Raw genomic sequence first — 20,087 nt, 5'->3', positions numbered from 1 at the left:
GCCATAGGAGGTGACGAGAATGGGATTACTGTTTTTATTCGGAATCACCTTAGCGGCGGGGCTGTTCTTTCTTCTTTTGGATGTGCTGCGCCTGCCGTATCTCAGCACCGCCAAAGCCATGCTGAACACCACAAGGGCAGAGAAAAAAGCGGCAAGGAGCTTGGAAACCTACCTCATGACGTGGGCGGTGAAGCTCTCCAAGGTGATCCGCATGGATGAATACCGCAGGCACCGGCTGAAAAATGTGCTGAAAGCCACCGGCATGAACATGGAGCCGGAGGTCTATCAGGCTTATGCGCTGGTGAAATCCGGCGTGATTCTGCTGCTGACAGTTCCAGCGGGATTTGTGTTCCCTTTGCTGGTACCGGTGGTGGTGTTCCTTGCGGTCATGGTGTATTTCAAGGAAACCAAAAAGGCAGATGAAAGGCTATCCGCAAAGCGGGCTTCCGTGGAAAAGGAGCTGCCCCGTTTTGTTGCCAACATCGAACAGGAGCTGAAAGCCTCCCGTGATGTGCTGGCCATCGTGGAGAACTACAAGAAAAATGCCGGGGAAGCCTTTGCCGGTGAGCTAACCATGCTGGCAGCGGATATGCGCTCCTCCAGCTACGAGGCCGCCCTTACCCGATTTGAGGCAAGGCTTAATTCGCCCATGCTGTCCGATGTGGTGCGTGGTCTCATCGGTGTGCTGCGTGGCGATGACAGCACGGTGTATTTTCAGATGCTGACGCATGATTTCAAGCAGTTGGAACTGCAGCGACTCAAGAGCGAGGCACAGAAAATACCGCCGAAAATCCGTGTGTTTTCCTTTCTCATGCTGATGTGCTTCCTCTTTACCTATCTGGTCATTATTGCCTATGAGATCATCAAGTCCCTTGGCGGGATGTTTTAGGGAGGGGTGAGCATGAAGAAAATCTTAAAATCCAAACATGGCGAGGGCTACATTGATGTATGTGTCCTTGTCCTCTGCGCCATGCTGGTGATTGCGCTGGCTGTGCAGGTGCTGCCGGTGTTTATCGCAAAGAACCAGCTGGATACCTATGCCACCGAGCTGTGCCGGGAAGCAGAAATCAGCGGCAGGGTGGGCAGTGAAACCAGCCGCCGTGCTGCGGTTCTTACCGAGCAGACCGGGTTGAGTCCTCGGATTTCATGGTCAAAGACCGGGAATATCCAGCTGAATCAGGAAATCACCGTGACCTTGACTTTAGAGAAGAACATCGGGCTGTTCGGCGGATTTGGCTCGTTCCCTATCACCCTGCGCTCGGAGGCCTCCGGGAAAAGCGAGGTGTACCACAAATGACCAAACTAAGACACATTCTCAGGGATAAGGCTGGGAATGGCTTCCCTTTGGTGGTAGCCATTACGCTGGCACTTGTGATTATCCTGTGCGGCGTGATGGAGTTTTTTCGGCTGAATATCATTGCCACCGGTGTGAAAGAAGCCTTGGAGGATGCCATTATTGTAACAGTCAACGACAACTATGCCGATGTGTATCACGGTGTCCGGGAGGGCTACAGCGGCGGCTACCAGCCGAACGGCTCCTCCTTTTCCTACAGCGTAAAGACCGGTGATATTTACGGTTACATGGACGGTGTCCTCGGTACAAAAAATGTCGGCGGTTACCATGTAAAATATACCGGGGATGCTTTGGAGTACAAACTCTCCGGCTTGGATGTTACCATCCGAAATGCGCCGCTGGCTCCTTCTTCTCCACAAAATGCACAGCGATTCGAAGCGGATGCGGTGATCTGGCTGGAGGTGCCGGTCTATTTCGGCGGCAAGGAGCTGGCTCCCATGAAGATCAAGCTCAAGGTTCAGGCGGGATACACTGAAGTATTCGGTGAAAGTGACGTTTGACATGAGTGCTCGGGAAATTGTCTGGACTTCCGAAAAAAATTGTAGTATGGTGAGAAATACAAAAGGTAACATTTTACACTTCTTCAAAGGAGGTTTTCTATATGGGTAATAAAACGAAACGGAGGCTCGCCATTACGGGCGCTTCGATAATCGGCCTTGCGCTGGTGGTTGCCATCGGGATGCAGTTTGCCAAGGAACCCGTCAAGCCGGATGCTTCGTCACAAGAGCCATCCGGTTCTTCGGATGTGGATTCTGAGATACAACATAACACAGAGGAAAAAGAGGTGGTTGTTTCTCCGCAGACCACACCGGAACCGGAATCATCGGAAACGTTGCCACCGCAAACCGATCTGCCGGAGCAGAAGCTCCAGCCTGATCCGGTAAAGCCGGAAGCTCCCGCAAAGCCTGAGCTTCCCAAGGATGCGGATACCACGAACCCGTCCAAGCCGCCGGAATACAAGCCGGAGGATATGGAGAAGAAATCGGCTGCGGAAAGCAAACCGCAAAATGATGGTGGGCTGCCGGGTTTTGACAATGTGCCGGACGGCGGGACCAATCAGGTAATAAGTGCCGATGATATGTACGAAAACGGCAACAAGATCGGTGATATGGATTAAAATAAAATATTCGCATCGAAAGTACGGTTTATGCCGTGCTTTTTTGTTGCGGAAAGGAGGAAAAATGAAACGATTATTTTATGCTCTACTATCGGTATCTTTGATTTTCTACCTGCTTTCGCCAATTCCTGTTTATGCTGTTGGTGATGGAAACATGGATGGAGGCGGTAGCAACATGGGCGATGGCACCAGCACCAACTCGTGGACTCCGGGCAATGAGGGTGTGCGGGTGACGGTGGTTCGGGCAAGTGACCATGCAATGGTTACAACACCGATTGACTTAACAAATCGCCCTCCAAATTCCTCCATTTATAACTTCGGAAAAGTCAGCAAGCTGCAATATAACGGTGGCAGGTCACTATCACCAGTCAAGGGTGGTTATGTTGCAATTAAACCAACACAATCTGTTCCTCACGTCATCAGTACCAACGGAAGCAACAACATTGAAGCCATCAAAAGTTATTTTACAGACGAACAGGTAATTCGAAGCATTGCCGGTCTCACTGGAATGGATTTTGATGTGTTAATCGGCGGCGAATACAAGTTACTTCTGGAGCCAATCGCCTATTATAAATTCGAGGGTGTGATGATTGCCACCACAGCCACAGAAGCGGCTATGTATGACGAACAGGTTGGCGGTCTCCTGCGAAGGAGGATGGTATCTCTGTCCCATAAAAATCTGCCGCTGGCCATGTTCTTGGAGGTGGCGGATCTCGGCTATCCAGCGTGGTCAGGCAGCCGAAGCAAGGCTGCTTCCAATGCGGATATTAAGGCTGCCCTCGGTCTTGGTATCGTGCGGTTTAAAGATATGCCTGCAGAGCCGCCAAATGTTTCCGTGTATGATTACGAATACCGGGTCAACACCGAAGTTATCACAGCGATTACAGTTAGTGGCGGTCAGAGCGATCCGGAGCATCCGGTGTCCGCTACGTTTTATGTGAATGGCAGAAGCTACCGGGTCAGCAACATCTACTATCCGGACGGCGACAGCCAGCTGGCGTGGATACGCTGGACAACGCCAAGCACCCCACAGCAGATGACCATCACGGTTACTGTGTCTGGAGGCGGCAGTTCCAGCAAGGCAACAATTAATGTAAATATTGTTGACCTTGATAAGAATCCGCCGCCCAATCCTGTGGCGGATGACCGCAATGACAGCTTTAGAAAGTCCGCTGTTCCCAACAATCCGCAGCAGACCTCTGCCAACTGGACAGTGTGGCGTCCTTGGTGGCAGGAGCATTGGGTCTGGCACAGCAAGTGGGTATGGGTTGGAAGCAGCGAAAATGGCCATTGGGTTGATAGAGGGAAATGGGTAGACGAGGGATGGTGGGAGTTTGACCTCGACCGGTATCAGGCCAGCCTTTCAGCAAGCATGACAATCCAGCCCGATAACAAAAGCCCCACCGCCAGCGGAAAAGCCATGAAGTCGGGCTATGGCATAAATCAGACGGTTTCCGCCAGAGTTAGCACCAATCAATCCTCGGCGGTAACCGGGGCGCAGACTGCGGTGACCTATTTCCCGGAATTCGGGTATCAAACCTACTGGCGGCTGCTGGAGCGTATGAGTTCAGGCTACAGTGCCCGGTTTGAATTTCAGAAAAACTCCTACAGCACCTATAACCGCAGGACGCATTTTTCACCCATCTGGTTCCCTGACGGAAGCTATACTCCGTACACATGGCTGATAGACAGCTGGACACCCACCGGAATGCTTTCCGTGAACCTTACGGACAACGTCACCATCCGGGATAATTTGTGGAGCGACTGGCACATTGCGCCGCAGAAACCCCATTAAAAACAGAGAAAGAACAAGGCCGCAGCGAATCAAAAGCTGCGGCCTTGCTATTCTCAACCCTATAAAGAAAGGTGGAAAACCCATGAAATCAAAACGAATTGCGATGCTCCTGTGCGTAAGCTTACTGCTGTGCCTGATGTTCAGTACAACGGCCTATGCAGCGGGAACCGGGGATGTAGCCGGAGCCATTGAGGGAACGTGGACAACGGCCGCCCAGCAGATCAAAACCGTGGTTAACAAGGTGGTGTTCCCCGCCATCGATCTGATTCTGGCCGTGTTTTTCTTCGCTAAGTTAGGCACATGTTATTTTGAATATCGCAAACATGGCCAGATGGAATGGGCGGCTCCGGCAATCCTGTTTGCCTGCCTTGTGTTCACGCTGACGGCTCCCTTATATATCTGGCAGGTGTTGGGGATGTAGCGGAGAAAAACGGAGGGTTACTCCTCTGGCTTATCTGTCAGGCGCAGCGGCGTATCGTCTGCATCCATATATGTTTCTTCGCACTCCTGCTGGACGGTGCGCATCATACAAGCGACCTGAGAAACGAGCTTCTCGGCATCGGTTACTGCGTTGAACATTTTATAATAGAGTTTTTTGTAATCTGCCACACAAGTACCTCCTTTGAAATTATTCCGGCGGCCTCCGTTGTGTGGTATTAAAGCTCTGAAAGGACTAATTGTCAAGTCATAAATCAGAGGACAAAAACCAGCCAGTGCTTGGGAGACTTCGGAGGTTATGAAAGAGGTGAAATTCAAATGTTCATATGGGATTTTGTCGCCGACACTGTTCTCGGTCAGATTGTGGATTGGATCTACGGTCAGATCGTGGGCTTCCTCGGCAACTTTTTTATGCAGATGGGAAATATGGGAGCCGACCTGTTTGAAATGAGTTGGGTACAGTCCATCGTGCTGTTCTTTTCCTATCTGGCATGGGCGCTATACGGTGTCGGCCTTGTGGTGGCAGCCTTTGAATGCGGAATTGAGTACCAGTCCGGCAGAGGCAGCATCAAGGATACCGCCCTCAACGCTATCAAGGGCTTCATGGCTGTGGGGCTGTTCACTACGGTGCCGGTGGAGCTGTATAAGCTGTCGGTGTCTTTGCAGGGCAGCTTTACCGCAGGGATTACAGGGTTAGGTACAGACTTCGGCACGGTAGCCCAAGGCATCATCGCATCGTTACAGAATGCGGGAAATCTGGAGCAGGCCATGACCAGCAATGTGTTCGGCGGTCTAAATACGATCACCAGCCCTATCATGATGATCTTTATATTGATCCTGATGGGATATGCGGTCATTAAGGTGTTCTTTGCCAACCTCAAGAGGGGCGGCATCCTCCTCATCCAGATTGCAGTGGGGAGCTTGTATATGTTCAGTGTTCCCCGTGGGTATATTGACGGCTTCGTTTCATGGTGCAAGCAGGTGATCGGTCTGTGCCTTACGGCATTCCTGCAGGCAACGGTGCTGATTTCCGGACTGATGGTGGTCAAAGACCATGCCCTGCTGGGGCTTGGTTTGATGCTGGCAGCCGGTGAAATTCCCCGCATTGCCGGACAGTTCGGACTGGATACCAGCACCAAATCCAACCTCATGAGTACCATATATGCGGCTCAGACTGCGGTGAACATGACGAGAACAGTAGTACAGGCGGTGGCGAAATGAGTGAGAATAAGCTGGTCTACATCTGTTCGCCATACGCCGGTGAGATACGGAAGAATGTAGAATTCGCAAAGGCGGCCTGCCGCTATGCAATGGAGCAGAATTGTACGCCGGTAGCTGTCCATCTTCTGTACCCGCAGTTTCTGGATGACCATGATCCCGTCCAGAGAGAAGCCGGTCTTCGCATGGGGCATCGTGTGCTGGAGGCCTGCGATGAGCTGTGGCTCTGCGGCAACCGGATTTCCACCGGCATGGCGATGGAGCTGAAAGAAGCACAAAAGCTGGGTATCCCTGTCCGGGAGATATCCGCAGAACAAATCCAAGGAGGTTTTGCTATGGAAAAGAAATATGGCGTGTGGGCGATGCGCAGCACCGGTTCGGTATGCGGAGCCGCCCAAAGTTGGTGCAAGCATGACGGCAAGCCCATTGAGTTTGACACGATGGAACAGGCCGAAAGCTATGCCAAGCAGCTGAACGAATCCTGTTATTCCCCCAATGTGCATTATGCTGCGAAAGAAATGGAACCGGAGCTGAATCAAGGCTCCGGTTTTTCCATGCGGATGTAAAGGGGGCGACCTATGTATATTTACCCCGATCACTTAAGAGCAAAGGCGACTTTGTGGCTGTGGCAGCTACGGGATATCGGTATCATCGGCGTGGCGCTGCTCATCTCTGTGCTTGCGGTTTCCCAGCTGGGATTTGTGCCGCCCATTGTGCTGACTGCTGTCTACGCTTTTCTCACCATCCGATTTGAGGACACAAGCATTCTGGATTTTCTCCGGTATGCCTGTGCCTTTTTTATAACCAAGCAGCAATTCTATGAATGGAGGTATACGCCAAATGCGCAGGAATGATAAGGCAGATGCAAAAAAACGAGCCTCCACCCGGCAGCTCATCGGTACCAAGGAAATCACCGAGTACAGCCTGCAGACCTATGGGCATGGAGAGCTTGTGTATTTCATTATCAAGCCCAGCAACATATCGGTGCTGTCGGAGGCCAGCATCAGCACCCGCATTTATGCTCTGATGACTGTTCTTAAAGGAATCGCCGAAATAGAGATTTTGTGCTTAAACAGCCGGGAAAACTTCGAGGACAATAAGCGGTTTCTCCGCAGCCGCATGGAGCAGGAGCAGAATCCCGTGGTACGAAAGCTCCTTGAAAAAGACCTGTCCTTTCTTGATCGGATACAGGTGCAGATGGCCACCGCAAGGGAATTTTTAATCATGATCCGCCTGTGGAATGAAAAAGAAAAAGAGGTGTTCCCATACCTGTCTCGCGTTGAGAAGTCCCTGAAAGAACAGGGCTTCTCCGTCAAGCGAGCGGACAAGGAGGATATCAAGCGCATCCTTGCGGTTTATTTTGAGCAGAATGTCACGACCGAAAAATTCGAGGATTTCGATGGCGAGAGATGGGTTATTTGGAACGAATAGAAAAATGGGAAGTCAAGAGGGTGTTCTTGACTTCCCGTTTTTAACTCCCTATCTTGCTTGTTATATAAGCGCTACAAAAGTTAAAACCATATTGCGTTTTGATCTTTAAATTGTGGTGTTAGGCTATTTTGATAGGGATTATAGTTATTTATGTTACATCCAAATTCTTTTAAAAAGCATATTTTTTCATCCTGTGTCCACTGGATAAGGGAAATACCGTCAAATTCTTCTATTCTGCCATCCACCATAGTGTTTTTAAAATACCATTCAACTAACGTTTGGTCTTCTTTATGGAAAAATTGCTTTACATTCCACGCAAGTACGCTTCCACGGTTATTCCATTCTGTAAACCAATGTTTGATTAGTTCACTACCTTTATATTTTGGTCCCCAACTTTCAATATAAATTGCATCATATGAAAAAATATCTGCAATCCCTAAATCTTGTTTTTGCAGCCACATATCAAACCAAAGTCTGATAGTTTTTTCTCTACTTTGTATAGGAATCATTTTTCAGCCTCCTCGTATCTGTCGTGTACAGTAATTATACCTCACTTCTCTATCAAAGTGAACCATTTTACTTGGAGCCGTCACAAACGTGGCGGCTTTTCCTATATCCAAAATCAAAATACAGAAAGGAAGAAACGCCAATGGCAAGAAAAAGAAAGCCCCAATCACCGCCACAGGAGGATGCCAGAATCCAAGAATTTCTGGATATGGTTGCCCCCTCGGTGGTCAAATTCAACACCGACCACTTCATCTGCGGGAACACTTACCGTTGCGTTTGGGCGCTGCGGGAGTACCCCACCGCCACTGAGGAACAGGCCATTCTCCGCCACTTGGGAGAAAAGGATGGCGTGACCCTGCGTATCTATACCCGCCATGTCACGCCGGTGGAGGAAAAGAAAATCATCAGCAACGCCGCCAATAAAAACCGGCTGAGTAAATCCAACACCAACGATCTGCAGCAGACCGTCATGGCTGAAAGCAATCTGCAGGATGTAGCCACCATCGTGGCGCAGGCGCATCGGAATCGGGAACCCTTCATCCACTCGGCTGTGTACATCGAGCTGTCCGCACATGATCTGGATCAACTAAAGCTGTTGCAGACAGAAGTCATGACCGAGCTGATCCGCTCTAAGCTCAATGTAGACAGACTGATGCTCCGCCAGCAGCAGGGCTTCCAATGCGTGATGCCCAGCGGTTTTAATGTGTTTCGTTATCAGTTCGAGCGTGTTCTCCCGGCCTCCAGTGTGGCGAACCTCTATCCCTTTAATTACTCAGGTAAAACAGATGCAAACGGCTTTTATGTGGGGAGGGATAAGTTCGGCAGCAATGTGCTGGTGGATTTCAACAAGCGAGCCGATGACAAGACCAATGCAAACATCCTGATTCTCGGCAATTCCGGTCAGGGAAAGTCGTATCTTCTCAAGCTCATCCTGTGCAATCTGCGGGAATCAGGCATGAATATAACCGCACTCGATCCTGAAATGGAGTACGAGGATCTGACCAACAACCTCGGTGGCTGCTTCATTGACCTCATGTCTGGCGAATTCATCATCAATGTGTTGGAGCCGAAAACATGGGATGAAAACGGCAGCCCGGAGGATAAGGATGCCCCGCAGACCTTCCGCATCAGCAGCAAGCTCAGTCAGCATATTTCCTTTCTCAAGGACTTTTTCAGAACTTATAAGGACTTTACTGACCGGGAGATCGACACCATCGAAATCATGCTGCAGAAGCTGTACGCAAAGTTCGGCATCAGCGACAGTACCAAGTTCGACCGGCTGACTGCCAAGGACTATCCCATCCTGTCGGATCTGTATGCGCTGATTGAAGAAGAATACAAAGCCTTTGACGAGAACAGCCGCCAGCTTTACACCGCAGAGCTTTTACAGAATATCCTGCTGGGACTGCACTCCATCTGCAAGGGTGCGGAGTCGAAATTCTTTGACGGACATACCAATATCACCGATTCCAGCTTTGTGACCTTTGGGGTGAAAGGATTATTACAGGCAAGCAAAAGCCTGAAAAACGCCCTGCTGTTCAACATTTTATCCTACATGAGCAACGAGCTTCTGACCAACGGAAACACCGCCGCCAGCATCGATGAATTCTACCTGTTCCTCACCAATCTCACCGCCGTTGAGTACGTCCGCAACTTTTCCAAGCGTGTGCGTAAAAAGGATTCGTCGGTAATCATCGCCTCGCAGAATCTGGAGGACTTCAACATCGAGGGCATCCGGGAATATACCAAGCCCCTGTTCAGCATCCCGACCCATCAGTTCCTGTTCAACGCCGGGAATATTGATGCCAAGTTCTATATCGACACCCTCCAGCTGGAGCAGAGCGAATACAATCTGATTCGCTATCCGCAGCGTGGCGTGTGCCTCTACAAATGCGGTAATGAGCGCTACAACCTGATGGTCAATGCTCCGGAGCATAAAGCAAAGCTGTTTGGAAAGGCGGGTGGCCGTTAATGGGAGGTGAGAGAAAAAATGGACATGAAATCCCAGCGATTTGGCATTGAGGTAGAGCTGACCGGCGTCACCCGCAAGGCTGCCTCCGATATTGCCGCCGCCTACTTCGGCACATCGGCTGTGTATGACGGTACCTATTACGACACCTATTCCGCTATCGACTCCCAAGGCCGCAAGTGGAAATTCATGAGCGATGCCAGCATTACACCGGAGAGGAAATCCGGCAGGCAGACCGTATCTGCTTCGGCAGAATACAAAACGGAGATGGTCAGCCCCATCTGCCGCTGGGAGGACATCGAAAAGGTACAGGAGTTGGTGCGAAAGCTCCGGGAGGCCGGTGCCATCGCCAACAGTTCCTGCGGCATCCATGTTCACGTGGATGCCTCTCCCTTTGATGCTAATACCCTGCGGAATATTACCAATATCATGGCATCCAAGGAGGATTTGATCTACAAGGCGCTTCAAGTGTCGGTGGCCAGACAGCACCGCTGGTGCAAACCGGTGGATAATCGGTTTCTGGAGGAACTGAACCGCAGAAAGCCCCGGACACTGGATCAGGTCGGTCGCATTTGGTACAACGGCGAAAGCCGCAGCAACATCCATTACGATGACAGCCGGTACCACTGTTTGAATCTTCATTCTGTGTTCCAGAAAGGTACGGTGGAGTTCCGTTTGTTCAACGGAACCACCCATGCCGGAAAAATCAAAGCCTACATTCAACTGTGCATGGCCATTTCCGCACAGGCGCTCAATCAGCGCTGCGCCAGCCGAACCAAGACACAGACCACCAACGAAAAGTACACCTTTCGTACTTGGCTGCTGCGCTTGGGACTGATTGGCGATGAATTCAAGACCGCCCGTGAGCATCTGCTGAAAAATCTGGACGGCTGCATTGCTTGGCGTGATCCGGCGCAGGCAGAAAAACAAAAGGAAAGGATGCGGCAGAAAAAAGAAAAAGAACTGGAGCAGACACGGCAGGCCTCCGAAGAAGCACAGCCATCCACTCCAGAACCAACCGAAGCCGAGGCAGAAGATGCCCCGGCTTTTATTATGCGAATGTAAGGAGGAAACCATGACAAAAAATCGCTTATATATTGCCTACGGCAGCAATCTGAATCTGCCGCAGATGGCATTCCGCTGTCCTACCGCCAAGGTGGTGGGAGCTAGCGAGGTTAAAGGATATGAGCTGCTGTTCCGTGGCGGCAGCCGTGGTGCTGTCGCCACCATTGAGCCGCTGGAGGGCAACTCCGTGCCTGTTCTTTTATGGAAAATCAGGTCGCAGGATGAACTTTCCCTCGACCGTTATGAGGGATACCCGAACTTTTACCGCAAGGAAATGCTGGAGGTGGAACTGAACGGAAAGCCGGTGAATGCGATGGTCTACATCATGAATGACGGCAGAGAGTTAGGCGCACCTTCGGATTTTTATCTGCACACCATCGCCGAAGGCTATGAAACCGCAGGCTTTGATACGGATTTTTTGGATCAGGCGGTGGAGAAATCCATCCGACTGGCGCAGGAGCAGCAGGCTGCGGAGGATGCGCAGTTCAACCTTTGGGAACAGAAATGGTGGTGATCACCGATGGCAGACCCGGCAACCATTACCCTTGCGGTGAAAGCGGCAATCGCCGCAGTCACTGACAAACGGACATGGAAAGCGGTGGGCATGGTAATTGCCGCCATTCTCACCCCGTTTATTTTAATCATCGTTATGATTATGAGCCTGCTGTCCGGTACCGCAGAACATAACAATTCCGCTGTAGATCTCACCTTTCACGGCAGGAGTATATCCTCGCAGGTGCCAGCTGAGTACCGGCAGTACATCGAGGATATGCAGGGCAGCTTCTCTGATTTGGATGAAGCTGTGTCTGAGATTACGCCCATGATCGAAAGCGGCAGCATCGACAGCACCCGCATAAAGTCCATTTTTTATTCTCTGTATTTCGGCGCTGAAAATCTGCGGATGAACGCTTCCGATTACCGAGCCTTTGTAGATTGTTTCGTCCGGTACGAGGAGCGCACCGTCACCGATGAGGACGGCAACGAAACGGAGGAAACCTATACGGTGGCTGTTCCCATTACCGGTTTGAATGAGATATACGGAAACCTTGAAAGCACCCTCGGCAGAACCGTTACAGAGAAAAACAAGGTAAATGCCGCTCAGATTTACAGCCGTGTGCTTTATGGACACGGCCTGCCGAGAAATAGAAGCATCGGCGAGGATGAATGGTCTGGCAGTGTGTTTGACGGCGAGATTTACACCGGTGGTGGTAATTTTGCCAGCCCCCTTGGAGCCAATTGGCGTAGTATGGTCACTTCGGAATTCGGCTGGAGGCCGAATCCTTTCGGCGGCGGTGGCGGTGAGGGTCACTCCGGAATTGATCTTGGCGCACCCAAAGGTACGCCCATACAGGCAGCCCGTACCGGTGTGGTCAGCTATGTGAAGAACTCCGGCAGCAGCGGCTATGGCTACCATGTGGTCATCGATCACGGAGATGGCATGGTCACTTTATATGGTCACTGCTCCAAGGTATATGTGCGTTCCGGGCAGACGGTACAGCAGGGCGATGTGATTGCCGCCGTAGGCAGTACCGGGCGAAGCACCGGAAACCATCTTCATCTGGAGGTGCGCATAGGCGGTAAAAAAGTGAATCCAAGACAGTTTTTGCCGTAAAGGAGGCGGCATGATATGAAAGCAATCTTTGAAAGAAAGCCCTCGGATTTTAATCCGCAGGACTTTGAGGTGTCGAAAATTCTACGGCTTCCCGCAAAAGTTTTTGAGGATGTCCTGAAAAGTCCCCAGCGGGATTATGACTTTATTCAGGATAATATAGAGCAGATGTACTGCGACAGTAGTGGTGTGTACCACTGCCTGCTGCTGACCGGCGATGGCAGAACTGACGGACTGCTGGTGGAATCGGAGGACTACGGCTACTGCCGGTATGCCTCCTATGTTCCCAATATTTCTGGGCTGATCGCCCCGGTCAGTAGGCTGAAAGATTTGCTCCGCACCCGCTGGGAGAATCTCCATCTGCTCCACAAGGATGTGGAGGTGCAGCCTGCCACCATCGTGGAATTGGATGAACACACCCTGACCGATGCCGGGAAAGAGGCTTGGACTGATGTTTTGGATGCCGAGGTAGTCAAGGTTTACACCGGTTACTACGGTTTGCAGATGGAGCTGGATAAGGTGAAGCCCTCCCGCTTGGAGGAATTCTCAGCCATGCTTGCCGGGTACTGCCCGGTGTCGGATTATGAAAAATGGGTCACTCAAGAGGACGATGCGCCCTCTCAATCACCCCAAATGAAATTATGAAACGGAGGAAACTACAATGAAAAAAGTAACCTTGGCCGTCAACTTTGACAGCGAAAAGCTGGATGCCCTGACCTATCACATGGGTAAAAAAGACACGGATTTGCAGACGGAGCTGGAGGATACCGTCCAGAAGCTCTATGAAAAGCACGTTCCGCAGGCTACCCGTGAGTATATTGACGATAAGCTCTCCCGTGAAGCTTCAGCCAAACAGAAACCCCAAAGGCCGGTTCGCCCTGCTGCGGCAGGCGGTTCTGATAACGGTATGGCAGACAAGCAACACTGTCCGGGCGTGTGAGCGGCTGTGTTGCCCTGTATGGCCTTTTTGCAGACAAGGTGGCATCCTGATACCTGTCAGGAGAAGCCACCCACGTTGCGCCCGTGTGCAGAGCATTCGAGAAACCCCCGGTCGAGGCGGTAAAACCTCAAAATCAGGGCGTTCCGGTAGGGTCGAAAGTGGTGCAGGTTAAAGGGTTTATGCTGCTTTGGCAGCCTAAACCCGAAAAACACCGACCGGCAAAGCCGTTCGGGGATTATGAAGTGACATAACTTTCTGCCCGAAGCCCTCATTTATTATGCTGGTTTCAGAAAAGGGCAAGGAAATCCGAGCATTTGCGGGGCTTGTTTTGCATACCGGGGCAGGAATCACAGAAAAAGGAGGCAGTATGGCAAAGGAACCGGAGAAAGTCCGCACCGGCTTTTATATCGAAAAGGAAGTACTGGAGCGGTGCGATGAGCTGCTGGAGCAGGCCAATGTGAAATCTCGCAATGAATTTGTCACCGAGGCGCTGAGGTTTTACTGCGGGTATCTTATCTCACAGAAAATTGAAAATTATCTGTTGCAGAGCTTATCCTCCGTTCTCGTCAGCACTATCCGGGATACGGAAAACCGTCTGGCCAGAATGGATTTTAAAATAGCCACCGAGCTTTCCAAGCTCTCTCATGTGGTGGCGTATACCCATGCGGTTGACGATCAGGCACTGCAAAGCCTACACTTAAAATGTGTGGAGGAAGTAAAACGGATCAACGGTGCGATTGATTTTGAAGATGCATATAACTACCAAAAGCGGCGAACCTAAAATTGTAAGATAAATTTGTTTCTTTTGGATATGGACTATGAAAGCATATCCTTTTATATGTTGGTGTACAGCATTGTAGTGCTGGGAAAGGAGATGAAAATGCGATGGAGAAGAGTGAAATCTTTGAAATGGCAGTCCGGGAACTGACGGAAGCTTCAATAGAAAAGCGCAAGGAAGTTCTGGATGACAATGAGCTGCAGCTTTATGCCGAGGTAAAGTCTCTCAGCGCACAGGCTCGTGAGATTTTGAAATCACTGCCGGAGGATCAGCAGAAATTTCTCACCGATTATTTTGAGAAAACAAATCTGATTGCGGATCACGAATGCCAGCACCTCTATGTGCAGGGCGCAAAGGACTGTGTGGAGCTACTCAAAAAACTTGGTGCGCTGTAACGAAACATAGGTAAGCGGCCTCTGCGGGAGTAGGGGCCGTTTTTCATATGCATAATTTCTTAATGATTTCTTTAGAGTAGGATGATATAATATTTCTAAACAAACGCAATGTTGTTTGCGGATAAATAAGAATTTAACAGGGGTAATTTATATAATGGAGCTAAAGTACAAACCAGCTAGAAATATGGATATTGAACCTATATTCAAACTTAATAAAGCACTAATTGACGAGTATGAAAACATAGAAATTATTGATTATCAAAAAGTTTTGTTATGGGTACGGAATAAGATTGAAACGCATATACAAGAGTATATATACGTTATATTTAACGGGAAAAAAGTGGGATATTACTATTTCCATCATACAGATGGAAAAATGGAAATTGATGATTTGTATGTTTTCCCTCAATATCGAAATATGGGCATAGGAACAGAAATATTGAAAAAGTGTATTTCTGAAACGAACCTTCCCATTTTCCTTTATGTTTTTGCAAGCAACAAAAGAGCCATTGCTTTATATCAAAGGTTAGGTTTTGAGATAACAGAAACAATTAAAGGCTCTCGATATATTATGCAGCGTCAGGGGCTTTTCACATAATTCAAAGATATAGTAAATTTTGTTTAGCAAAGATGATATAATAAAAACGAAGGGGAAAAGATGATTTATAAAGAAAATATATTACAGTACGATGATTACTATAGATTAAGAAAAAGTGTAGATTGGAACAATTTCTCAAAAAACAAACTATATCAGCACTTAAAAGAAGTCTATATGATATAGTTGCGATTGATAATAAAACTGTTGTTGGTATGGGTAGATTAATTGGAGATGGCTTATATTACACAATTGTGGATATAGTAGTAATGCCTGAGTACCAGTCAAAAGGAATTGGCAGTGAACTGATCAAAAGAATACTAGACTATGTGGATATCCAAACGCCGCTTTGTGGACGTGCCAGCATTCAATTAATTGCGGATAAAGGAAAAGAATCGTTTTTAAAAAAATGGGGTTCAAGAAAATCCCTCATGAGAATTGTGGTTCAGGTATGAGGAAAGTTATACGTAAAGGCGAAATCTAAACCTCGACTTGTTAGGAGAGTATAAGAAACTCTCATTGGAGGTGGTATTTTGGCAAATCATGATTTTGGAATCCTTGATCAGTTTGAAGAAAACATATGGTATCAGGAGTATGAGCCTGAAAAATATAACTGTATTTCTGTGGACCTGGATGTGATGGATGAGGTCTTCGGCGTCTATCGGGAAGAAATAGAGCAAATCAAATCCTTTGCTTGCATTTCCACTCAGCCAATATGCGGGCTTGAAGAAAGCGGAATTACCCTCCATATTCTCTTAAATCCTTCTGTGATGTTATTACCAAAGCAAACCGCCAACTTCAATCACATCAGCTTATTTTATTGATTGATAAAATACAGGAAGCAATAAAAAATGATAAATACTTAATACATTTTGGCATATGAACGGTTCTTAATGAACGTATTCAAGGGCAAAAGGATAATTCCAATGAGCGACCCGTTGTCGCTCTTTTCTTTTACTCAAATCTGATAATACTGTTTTATTAATGTGATCGCCAAACAAATATAAGAAGTACTTGACTATCCCCTTGGGGGTTGGCTTAAGATAATTTTGAGAGCAATAAGAATCGTGTTAGGAGGAAAATTTATGCTGATAAAAGAAGTTTGTGAGAAATGCAGGCTAACAAAAAAGGCAATAGAATATTACGAGTCTAAAAATCTGATACATCCGCAGATACTCGAAAACGGATACAGGAATTACAGCGATTCCGATATATCTGCACTGAAAGAGATATCTGTGCTTAGAAAATGTGGTATCAGCATTGCCGATATTGCAGAGATACTAATTAGCTCAAATAAACCGGCGGCTTTAGCCAAGTGCAAATATATCACGGAATTACGGATGCAACGTTTGAATGATATACAAAAGTGTATGGACAGTCTGATTGCCAATTACGATGTGAATCGTGAATTTGACTATCTGCAAACGCATGATGCGGACTTATACACCGTAAAAGAGAACTTGGTTTTTGCTTTTCCCGGAAACTATGGCCTTTATGTATCAATGCATTTTGGCAGATTCCTGAACGGGACAATTGAAACTGAGAAACAACGAAAAGCTTATGATGCTATCGTGCAGTACCTTGATCATGTGGATGTGTATTTGCCTTCAGAGCTTTCTGAATTTTTGGAATTGCTTTTCAATGCAAGTGAAAAAATTGATGCGCTAAAGATGGAAGAAGAAATAAACGGAAAAATGCATAAAATGCTTGCTGATACAGACTGTTACTTGGAACGCAACCGGGAAGAAATTGAACGGTATATTGAATTTAAAAGCTCTGATGAGTATCAGAATTCCGATGCAGGCAAAATTCAAAGGTACATGTTGGATTTTCAAAAAGAAAGCGGCTATCAAGAGGTTTTAATAGCCAACATGAAAATACTCAGTCCCGCTTATGCTGAATATTTGAAAAAGGTTGAAGCAGCAAATGACATTATGCTGAAAAAGTTTCCAAAAGCAAAGGATATGTGAATTAAATTAATATACGATTTATGATTTATTCTTTAGGGCGATCATAAAGTTGATCGCTCTTTTCTTTTGCCCAAAAACGCAGAAAGGAGGCTGCCATGCCGAAAATCATCTTTACCTCGCAATATATGCGGGATGCCCCGCCAGCCCAGCTTGAAAACTATGTGAAGTACATCGGAACCCGTGAGGGTGTGGAAAAAATTGATGAGAGCAAGCTGTTGCTTTCGGCTACGGTAAAACAGCAGCAGCTGATCCAACAGATCATCCGGAATATTCTCTCTGCCAAAGATATGCTGGAGTATGCCGACTACTGTGAAAGCCCTACCATCGGCAACGCTACCGAGTTTATCTCCCTGGCATTGGAACAGAACCTGAACCTCATCGGCAAGCGTGAAAACTATGTGGAGTACATCGCAGGCCGCCCCCGTGTGGAGCGCATCGGTGAGCATGGTTTGTTTACCGATGCAGGCGTGCCGGTGGTGCTGGCGCAGGTGCAAGAGGACGTGTGCAACCACAAGGGCGCTGTCTGGACACATGTTATCAGCCTGCGCCGGGAGGATGCCGCAAGGCTCGGGTACGACAGCGGCAGGCAGTGGCAGGATTTGCTGCGCAGCAAAAAAGCCATGCTCTGCAAGCATATGAAAATCGACAGTGAGAACCTCCGCTGGTATGCTGCCTTTCATAATGAAAGCCATCATCCCCATGTACATCTCATGGTTTACTCAGCCAAGGATAATGACGGCTTTCTCACTGAGCCTGCCATCGAAGCCATGCGCTCGGAGCTGGTGCACGATATTTTTCGTCTGGACTTCGCTCACATTTACGAGCATCAGAACGAAGCCCGCAGCCAGCTCAAGCAGGGTGCCGCCGAGGTAATGGCCGAGCTGCTTTCACAAGTACAGGATCGTGTCTGTGAAAACAAATCTATCGAAGCGAATCTGCTATTGTTATCGAAACGGCTTCAAAACACAAGAGGCAAAAAGGTGTTTGGATACCTCAAGGCTGATGTGAAAGCCATCATTGACCGCATCGTAGATGAGCTTGCCAAGGAGGAACGCATCGACAGGATCTACCGGGCATGGAATGATTGGCAGAATGAAATCCTTAAAACTTACACCAACAAGCTGCCGCCTCTTCCTCCGCTCTCGCAGCAAAAACAATTTAAAAGTATCAAAAACATGGTGATTGCCGAAGCGTTACGCTTAAGCAGTCACCATGTTTCATTTGAGGATGAAGCCGCAACGGAACCGGAGCTGCCGGAGTCTGCGGATGGTGAGACGGAGGAAGCCTTCATGGAGCCAGCTGATGTAGTCTTTCGCGCTGAGTGGAGCCAGCAATATAAGCTGGCAAGAAAATATCTCTACGGCAGCGAGGATATGCTGCAGGATTTTGATAAGGCATATCATCTGTTTCTGCTGGAAGCGGAATCTGGCAATGCCCTTGCCATGCATGATCTCGGCAGGATGTTCGCCGATGGATTAGGTCGTGAAATTGACTTACAGGCTGCACACACATGGTATGAAAAAGCGCTGGCGGCTTTTTTATCCGCAGAAGAAGAAAAAGCAAAGCCCTATCTGGAATACCGCATCGGAAAGATGTACGCCGCCAGTCTTGGTACAGAGCAAGACTACGGGCAGGCAGCTTCATGGTTTCAGCAGGCGGTGGACAAGAACCACAAGTACGCCCAATATTCCCTTGGTAGCCTTTGCTACCGTGGTCAGGGTGTTTCGCAGAATTATGCGCAGGCGCTCCGGCTCTATACCTTGTCTGCCAATCAAGGAAACCCCTATGCGGATTATGAGCTTGCCAAAATGTATCGTGACGGTGTCGGTACGCCGGTGAATACCGCTGCTTCCGATCAGCATTTCAAAGCCGCCTTTCCCGGATTTTATCGCCTGGAAAAGGACAGCCATGATGATAAGCTGCAATACCGCCTCGGTCAGATGCTCTATACCGGAACCGGCACAGAAAAGGATGTGCAGGCGGCGGTTTCCTATCTGGAGCAATCGGCGCAGCTTGGAAATGTGAATGCTCAATATCTGCTGGGTAAGGTGTGTCTGGAAACCAGTATCGGAAACCCTACGCAGGCGGTAGCTTGGATGACTAAAGCAGCGGAGGCCGGAAACGCCGGAGCGCAGTATGCCCTCGGAAAGCTGTACCGGGATAGCACTCATGTGGAGAAAGATATTCAAAAGACGGTAGCTATGTTTAAAGCTGCCGCCGAGCAGAAAAACGAGTATGCCGCTTACCAGCTCGGCAGGCTCTATCTTTCCAGTGAGGATATCCCGAAGAATGTTCCGGAAGCGGTCAAGTGGCTTACACTTTCCTCCGATCTCGGCAATGCCTATGCCCAGTATGCCTTGGCGAAGCTGTATCTTTCCGGTGACGGCATTCCCAAGAATGTCGGTGAGGCGATCCGGCTGTTTACCTTATCCGCAGAGAAGAAAAATGAGTTTGCCGCCTATCAGCTCGGCAAGCTCTATCTCCAAGGGGAAGATGTCCCAAAGAATGTGGAAGCCGCTATCCGTTGGCTGACCGCTTCTGCCAATCAGGGAAACCAATATGCACAGTATGCTCTTGGTAAGCTGTATTTTTATGACGGCGATGTTCCCCGTGACAAGGAAAAGAGCCTTTACTGGCTGGGACTGGCTGCGACGCAGGGCAATGTCTATGCGCAGTACTTTATTGATAACATAGGCAGCTATCGCAATCCCTCGGTGCTACTGGCAGCCACCCGGCTTATGCACCGGCTGGAGAATTTGTTCCGGGAGGATTACCGCAGAACCGCAGGAATCGCTGCCGGTCAAATCGACTGCAAGCGCAGACGGAAGCTGCAGGAGAAAAAGCAGGCGCAGGGTCACAAGCGGGATGACTATGCGCCGCAAATTCATTTATGATGGGAGGTTTTA

At 48.8% G+C, this 20,087-nt stretch carries 25 protein-coding genes; 23 read left to right on the top strand and 2 right to left on the bottom strand.

Annotated elements, in window-relative coordinates:
• Positions 1 to 19 precede the first annotated feature (19 nt).
• The 6 genes from CKL_RS18945 (at position 20) to CKL_RS18920 (ending at position 4,687) form a co-directional block, all read left to right on the top strand.
• A complete protein-coding gene (locus CKL_RS18945) occupies positions 20 to 889 on the top strand; it encodes a hypothetical protein (protein ID WP_012104200.1) in 870 nt (289 codons plus the stop codon).
• A gap of 12 nt (positions 890 to 901) precedes the next feature.
• Positions 902 to 1,297: a DUF4320 family protein gene (locus tag CKL_RS18940; RefSeq protein ID WP_041700882.1), complete on the top strand. Its 396-nt coding sequence runs from the start codon at positions 902 to 904 to the stop codon at positions 1,295 to 1,297.
• Positions 1,294 to 1,854 carry a hypothetical protein gene (locus CKL_RS18935; protein ID WP_041700881.1) on the top strand — a complete coding sequence of 187 codons (561 nt, stop codon included), beginning with the start codon at positions 1,294 to 1,296 and terminating at the stop codon, positions 1,852 to 1,854. The genes CKL_RS18940 and CKL_RS18935 overlap by 4 nt, the downstream gene beginning before the upstream one ends.
• Positions 1,855 to 1,955: 101 nt before the next feature.
• Positions 1,956 to 2,471, top strand: coding sequence for a DUF6550 family protein (locus tag CKL_RS18930; RefSeq protein WP_012104198.1), 516 nt, complete (start codon positions 1,956 to 1,958; stop codon positions 2,469 to 2,471).
• Positions 2,472 to 2,535: 64 nt separating this feature from the next.
• Positions 2,536 to 4,266 carry a DUF8193 domain-containing protein gene (locus tag CKL_RS18925; RefSeq protein ID WP_172634781.1) on the top strand — a complete coding sequence of 577 codons (1,731 nt, stop codon included), beginning with the start codon at positions 2,536 to 2,538 and terminating at the stop codon, positions 4,264 to 4,266.
• 82 nt (positions 4,267 to 4,348) lie between these two features.
• Complete coding sequence (locus tag CKL_RS18920) at positions 4,349 to 4,687, top strand: DUF3852 domain-containing protein (protein ID WP_012104196.1); 339 nt, start codon at positions 4,349 to 4,351, stop codon at positions 4,685 to 4,687.
• 17 nt (positions 4,688 to 4,704) lie between these two features.
• On the opposite strand, the gene CKL_RS21075 is transcribed toward CKL_RS18920, so the two are convergent.
• Positions 4,705 to 4,875, bottom strand: a complete 171-nt coding sequence (locus CKL_RS21075) for a hypothetical protein (protein ID WP_172634780.1) — start codon at positions 4,873 to 4,875, stop codon at positions 4,705 to 4,707.
• 147 nt (positions 4,876 to 5,022) lie between these two features.
• On the opposite strand from CKL_RS21075, the gene CKL_RS18915 reads away from it, so the two are divergent.
• The 4 genes from CKL_RS18915 to CKL_RS18900 are packed head-to-tail and all read left to right on the top strand — an operon-like array spanning position 5,023 to position 7,353.
• Complete coding sequence (locus CKL_RS18915; protein ID WP_041700880.1) at positions 5,023 to 5,925, top strand: conjugal transfer protein TrbL family protein; 903 nt, start codon at positions 5,023 to 5,025, stop codon at positions 5,923 to 5,925.
• Positions 5,922 to 6,488, top strand: coding sequence for a DUF7768 domain-containing protein (locus tag CKL_RS18910; RefSeq protein ID WP_012104194.1), 567 nt, complete (start codon positions 5,922 to 5,924; stop codon positions 6,486 to 6,488). Before CKL_RS18915 ends, CKL_RS18910 begins: the two co-directional genes overlap by 4 nt.
• A 12-nt stretch (positions 6,489 to 6,500) precedes the next feature.
• Positions 6,501 to 6,776, top strand: coding sequence for a hypothetical protein (locus tag CKL_RS18905; protein WP_012104193.1), 276 nt, complete (start codon positions 6,501 to 6,503; stop codon positions 6,774 to 6,776).
• Complete coding sequence (locus CKL_RS18900; RefSeq protein ID WP_012104192.1) at positions 6,763 to 7,353, top strand: hypothetical protein; 591 nt, start codon at positions 6,763 to 6,765, stop codon at positions 7,351 to 7,353. Before CKL_RS18905 ends, CKL_RS18900 begins: the two co-directional genes overlap by 14 nt.
• An 80-nt stretch (positions 7,354 to 7,433) precedes the next feature.
• Here the strand turns inward: CKL_RS18900 and CKL_RS18895 are convergent, their stop codons facing one another.
• Complete coding sequence (locus CKL_RS18895; RefSeq protein WP_172634805.1) at positions 7,434 to 7,853, bottom strand: nuclear transport factor 2 family protein; 420 nt, start codon at positions 7,851 to 7,853, stop codon at positions 7,434 to 7,436.
• Between the two features lie 149 nt (positions 7,854 to 8,002).
• Here CKL_RS18895 and CKL_RS20170 point away from each other — a divergent pair, with 149 nt between their 5' ends.
• The 13 genes from CKL_RS20170 to mobP3 all read left to right on the top strand — a co-directional run bounded on the left by CKL_RS20170 (position 8,003) and on the right by mobP3 (position 20,075).
• Positions 8,003 to 9,832, top strand: coding sequence for a VirB4 family type IV secretion system protein (locus CKL_RS20170; RefSeq protein ID WP_012104190.1), 1,830 nt, complete (start codon positions 8,003 to 8,005; stop codon positions 9,830 to 9,832).
• A gap of 18 nt (positions 9,833 to 9,850) precedes the next feature.
• Positions 9,851 to 10,894, top strand: a complete 1,044-nt coding sequence (locus CKL_RS18875) for an amidoligase family protein (RefSeq protein ID WP_012104189.1) — start codon at positions 9,851 to 9,853, stop codon at positions 10,892 to 10,894.
• Between the two features lie 10 nt (positions 10,895 to 10,904).
• Entirely contained in the window at positions 10,905 to 11,408 is a 504-nt protein-coding gene (locus CKL_RS18870) for a gamma-glutamylcyclotransferase family protein (protein WP_012104188.1), read from the top strand.
• Between the two features lie 6 nt (positions 11,409 to 11,414).
• Positions 11,415 to 12,506: a M23 family metallopeptidase gene (locus CKL_RS18865; protein WP_012104187.1), complete on the top strand. Its 1,092-nt coding sequence runs from the start codon at positions 11,415 to 11,417 to the stop codon at positions 12,504 to 12,506.
• A gap of 15 nt (positions 12,507 to 12,521) precedes the next feature.
• Complete coding sequence (locus CKL_RS18860; RefSeq protein WP_012104186.1) at positions 12,522 to 13,148, top strand: DUF6329 domain-containing protein; 627 nt, start codon at positions 12,522 to 12,524, stop codon at positions 13,146 to 13,148.
• 16 nt (positions 13,149 to 13,164) lie between these two features.
• Positions 13,165 to 13,443 (top strand): DUF6103 family protein, encoded by a 279-nt coding sequence (locus tag CKL_RS18855; RefSeq protein ID WP_041700875.1) that lies wholly within the window; start codon positions 13,165 to 13,167, stop codon positions 13,441 to 13,443.
• A gap of 367 nt (positions 13,444 to 13,810) precedes the next feature.
• Positions 13,811 to 14,224: a ribbon-helix-helix domain-containing protein gene (locus CKL_RS18850; protein ID WP_172634804.1), complete on the top strand. Its 414-nt coding sequence runs from the start codon at positions 13,811 to 13,813 to the stop codon at positions 14,222 to 14,224.
• 104 nt (positions 14,225 to 14,328) lie between these two features.
• The gene (locus tag CKL_RS18845; RefSeq protein WP_012104183.1) at positions 14,329 to 14,616 is read left to right on the top strand and encodes a hypothetical protein; all 288 of its coding nucleotides are present in this window, start codon (positions 14,329 to 14,331) and stop codon (positions 14,614 to 14,616) included.
• A 154-nt stretch (positions 14,617 to 14,770) separates the two neighbouring features.
• Positions 14,771 to 15,214, top strand: a complete 444-nt coding sequence (locus CKL_RS18840) for a GNAT family N-acetyltransferase (protein WP_172634779.1) — start codon at positions 14,771 to 14,773, stop codon at positions 15,212 to 15,214.
• Between the two features lie 122 nt (positions 15,215 to 15,336).
• Positions 15,337 to 15,666, top strand: coding sequence for a GNAT family N-acetyltransferase (locus CKL_RS18835; RefSeq protein WP_012104180.1), 330 nt, complete (start codon positions 15,337 to 15,339; stop codon positions 15,664 to 15,666).
• Between the two features lie 78 nt (positions 15,667 to 15,744).
• Positions 15,745 to 16,035, top strand: a complete 291-nt coding sequence (locus tag CKL_RS18830) for a hypothetical protein (protein ID WP_012104179.1) — start codon at positions 15,745 to 15,747, stop codon at positions 16,033 to 16,035.
• A 261-nt stretch (positions 16,036 to 16,296) separates the two neighbouring features.
• Positions 16,297 to 17,181 (top strand): MerR family transcriptional regulator, encoded by an 885-nt coding sequence (locus tag CKL_RS18825; protein ID WP_012104177.1) that lies wholly within the window; start codon positions 16,297 to 16,299, stop codon positions 17,179 to 17,181.
• Between the two features lie 95 nt (positions 17,182 to 17,276).
• Entirely contained in the window at positions 17,277 to 20,075 is a 2,799-nt protein-coding gene (mobP3, locus tag CKL_RS18820) for a MobP3 family relaxase (RefSeq protein WP_012104176.1), read from the top strand.
• Positions 20,076 to 20,087: the final 12 nt, after the last annotated feature.

Origin of the sequence: Clostridium kluyveri DSM 555 (assembly GCF_000016505.1) — a bacterium.
GTDB classification, from domain to species: domain Bacteria; phylum Bacillota; class Clostridia; order Clostridiales; family Clostridiaceae; genus Clostridium_B; species Clostridium_B kluyveri.
The sequence above is the reverse complement of the archived record's forward strand: the minus strand, read 5'-3'. Positions and strand labels throughout refer to the sequence as shown.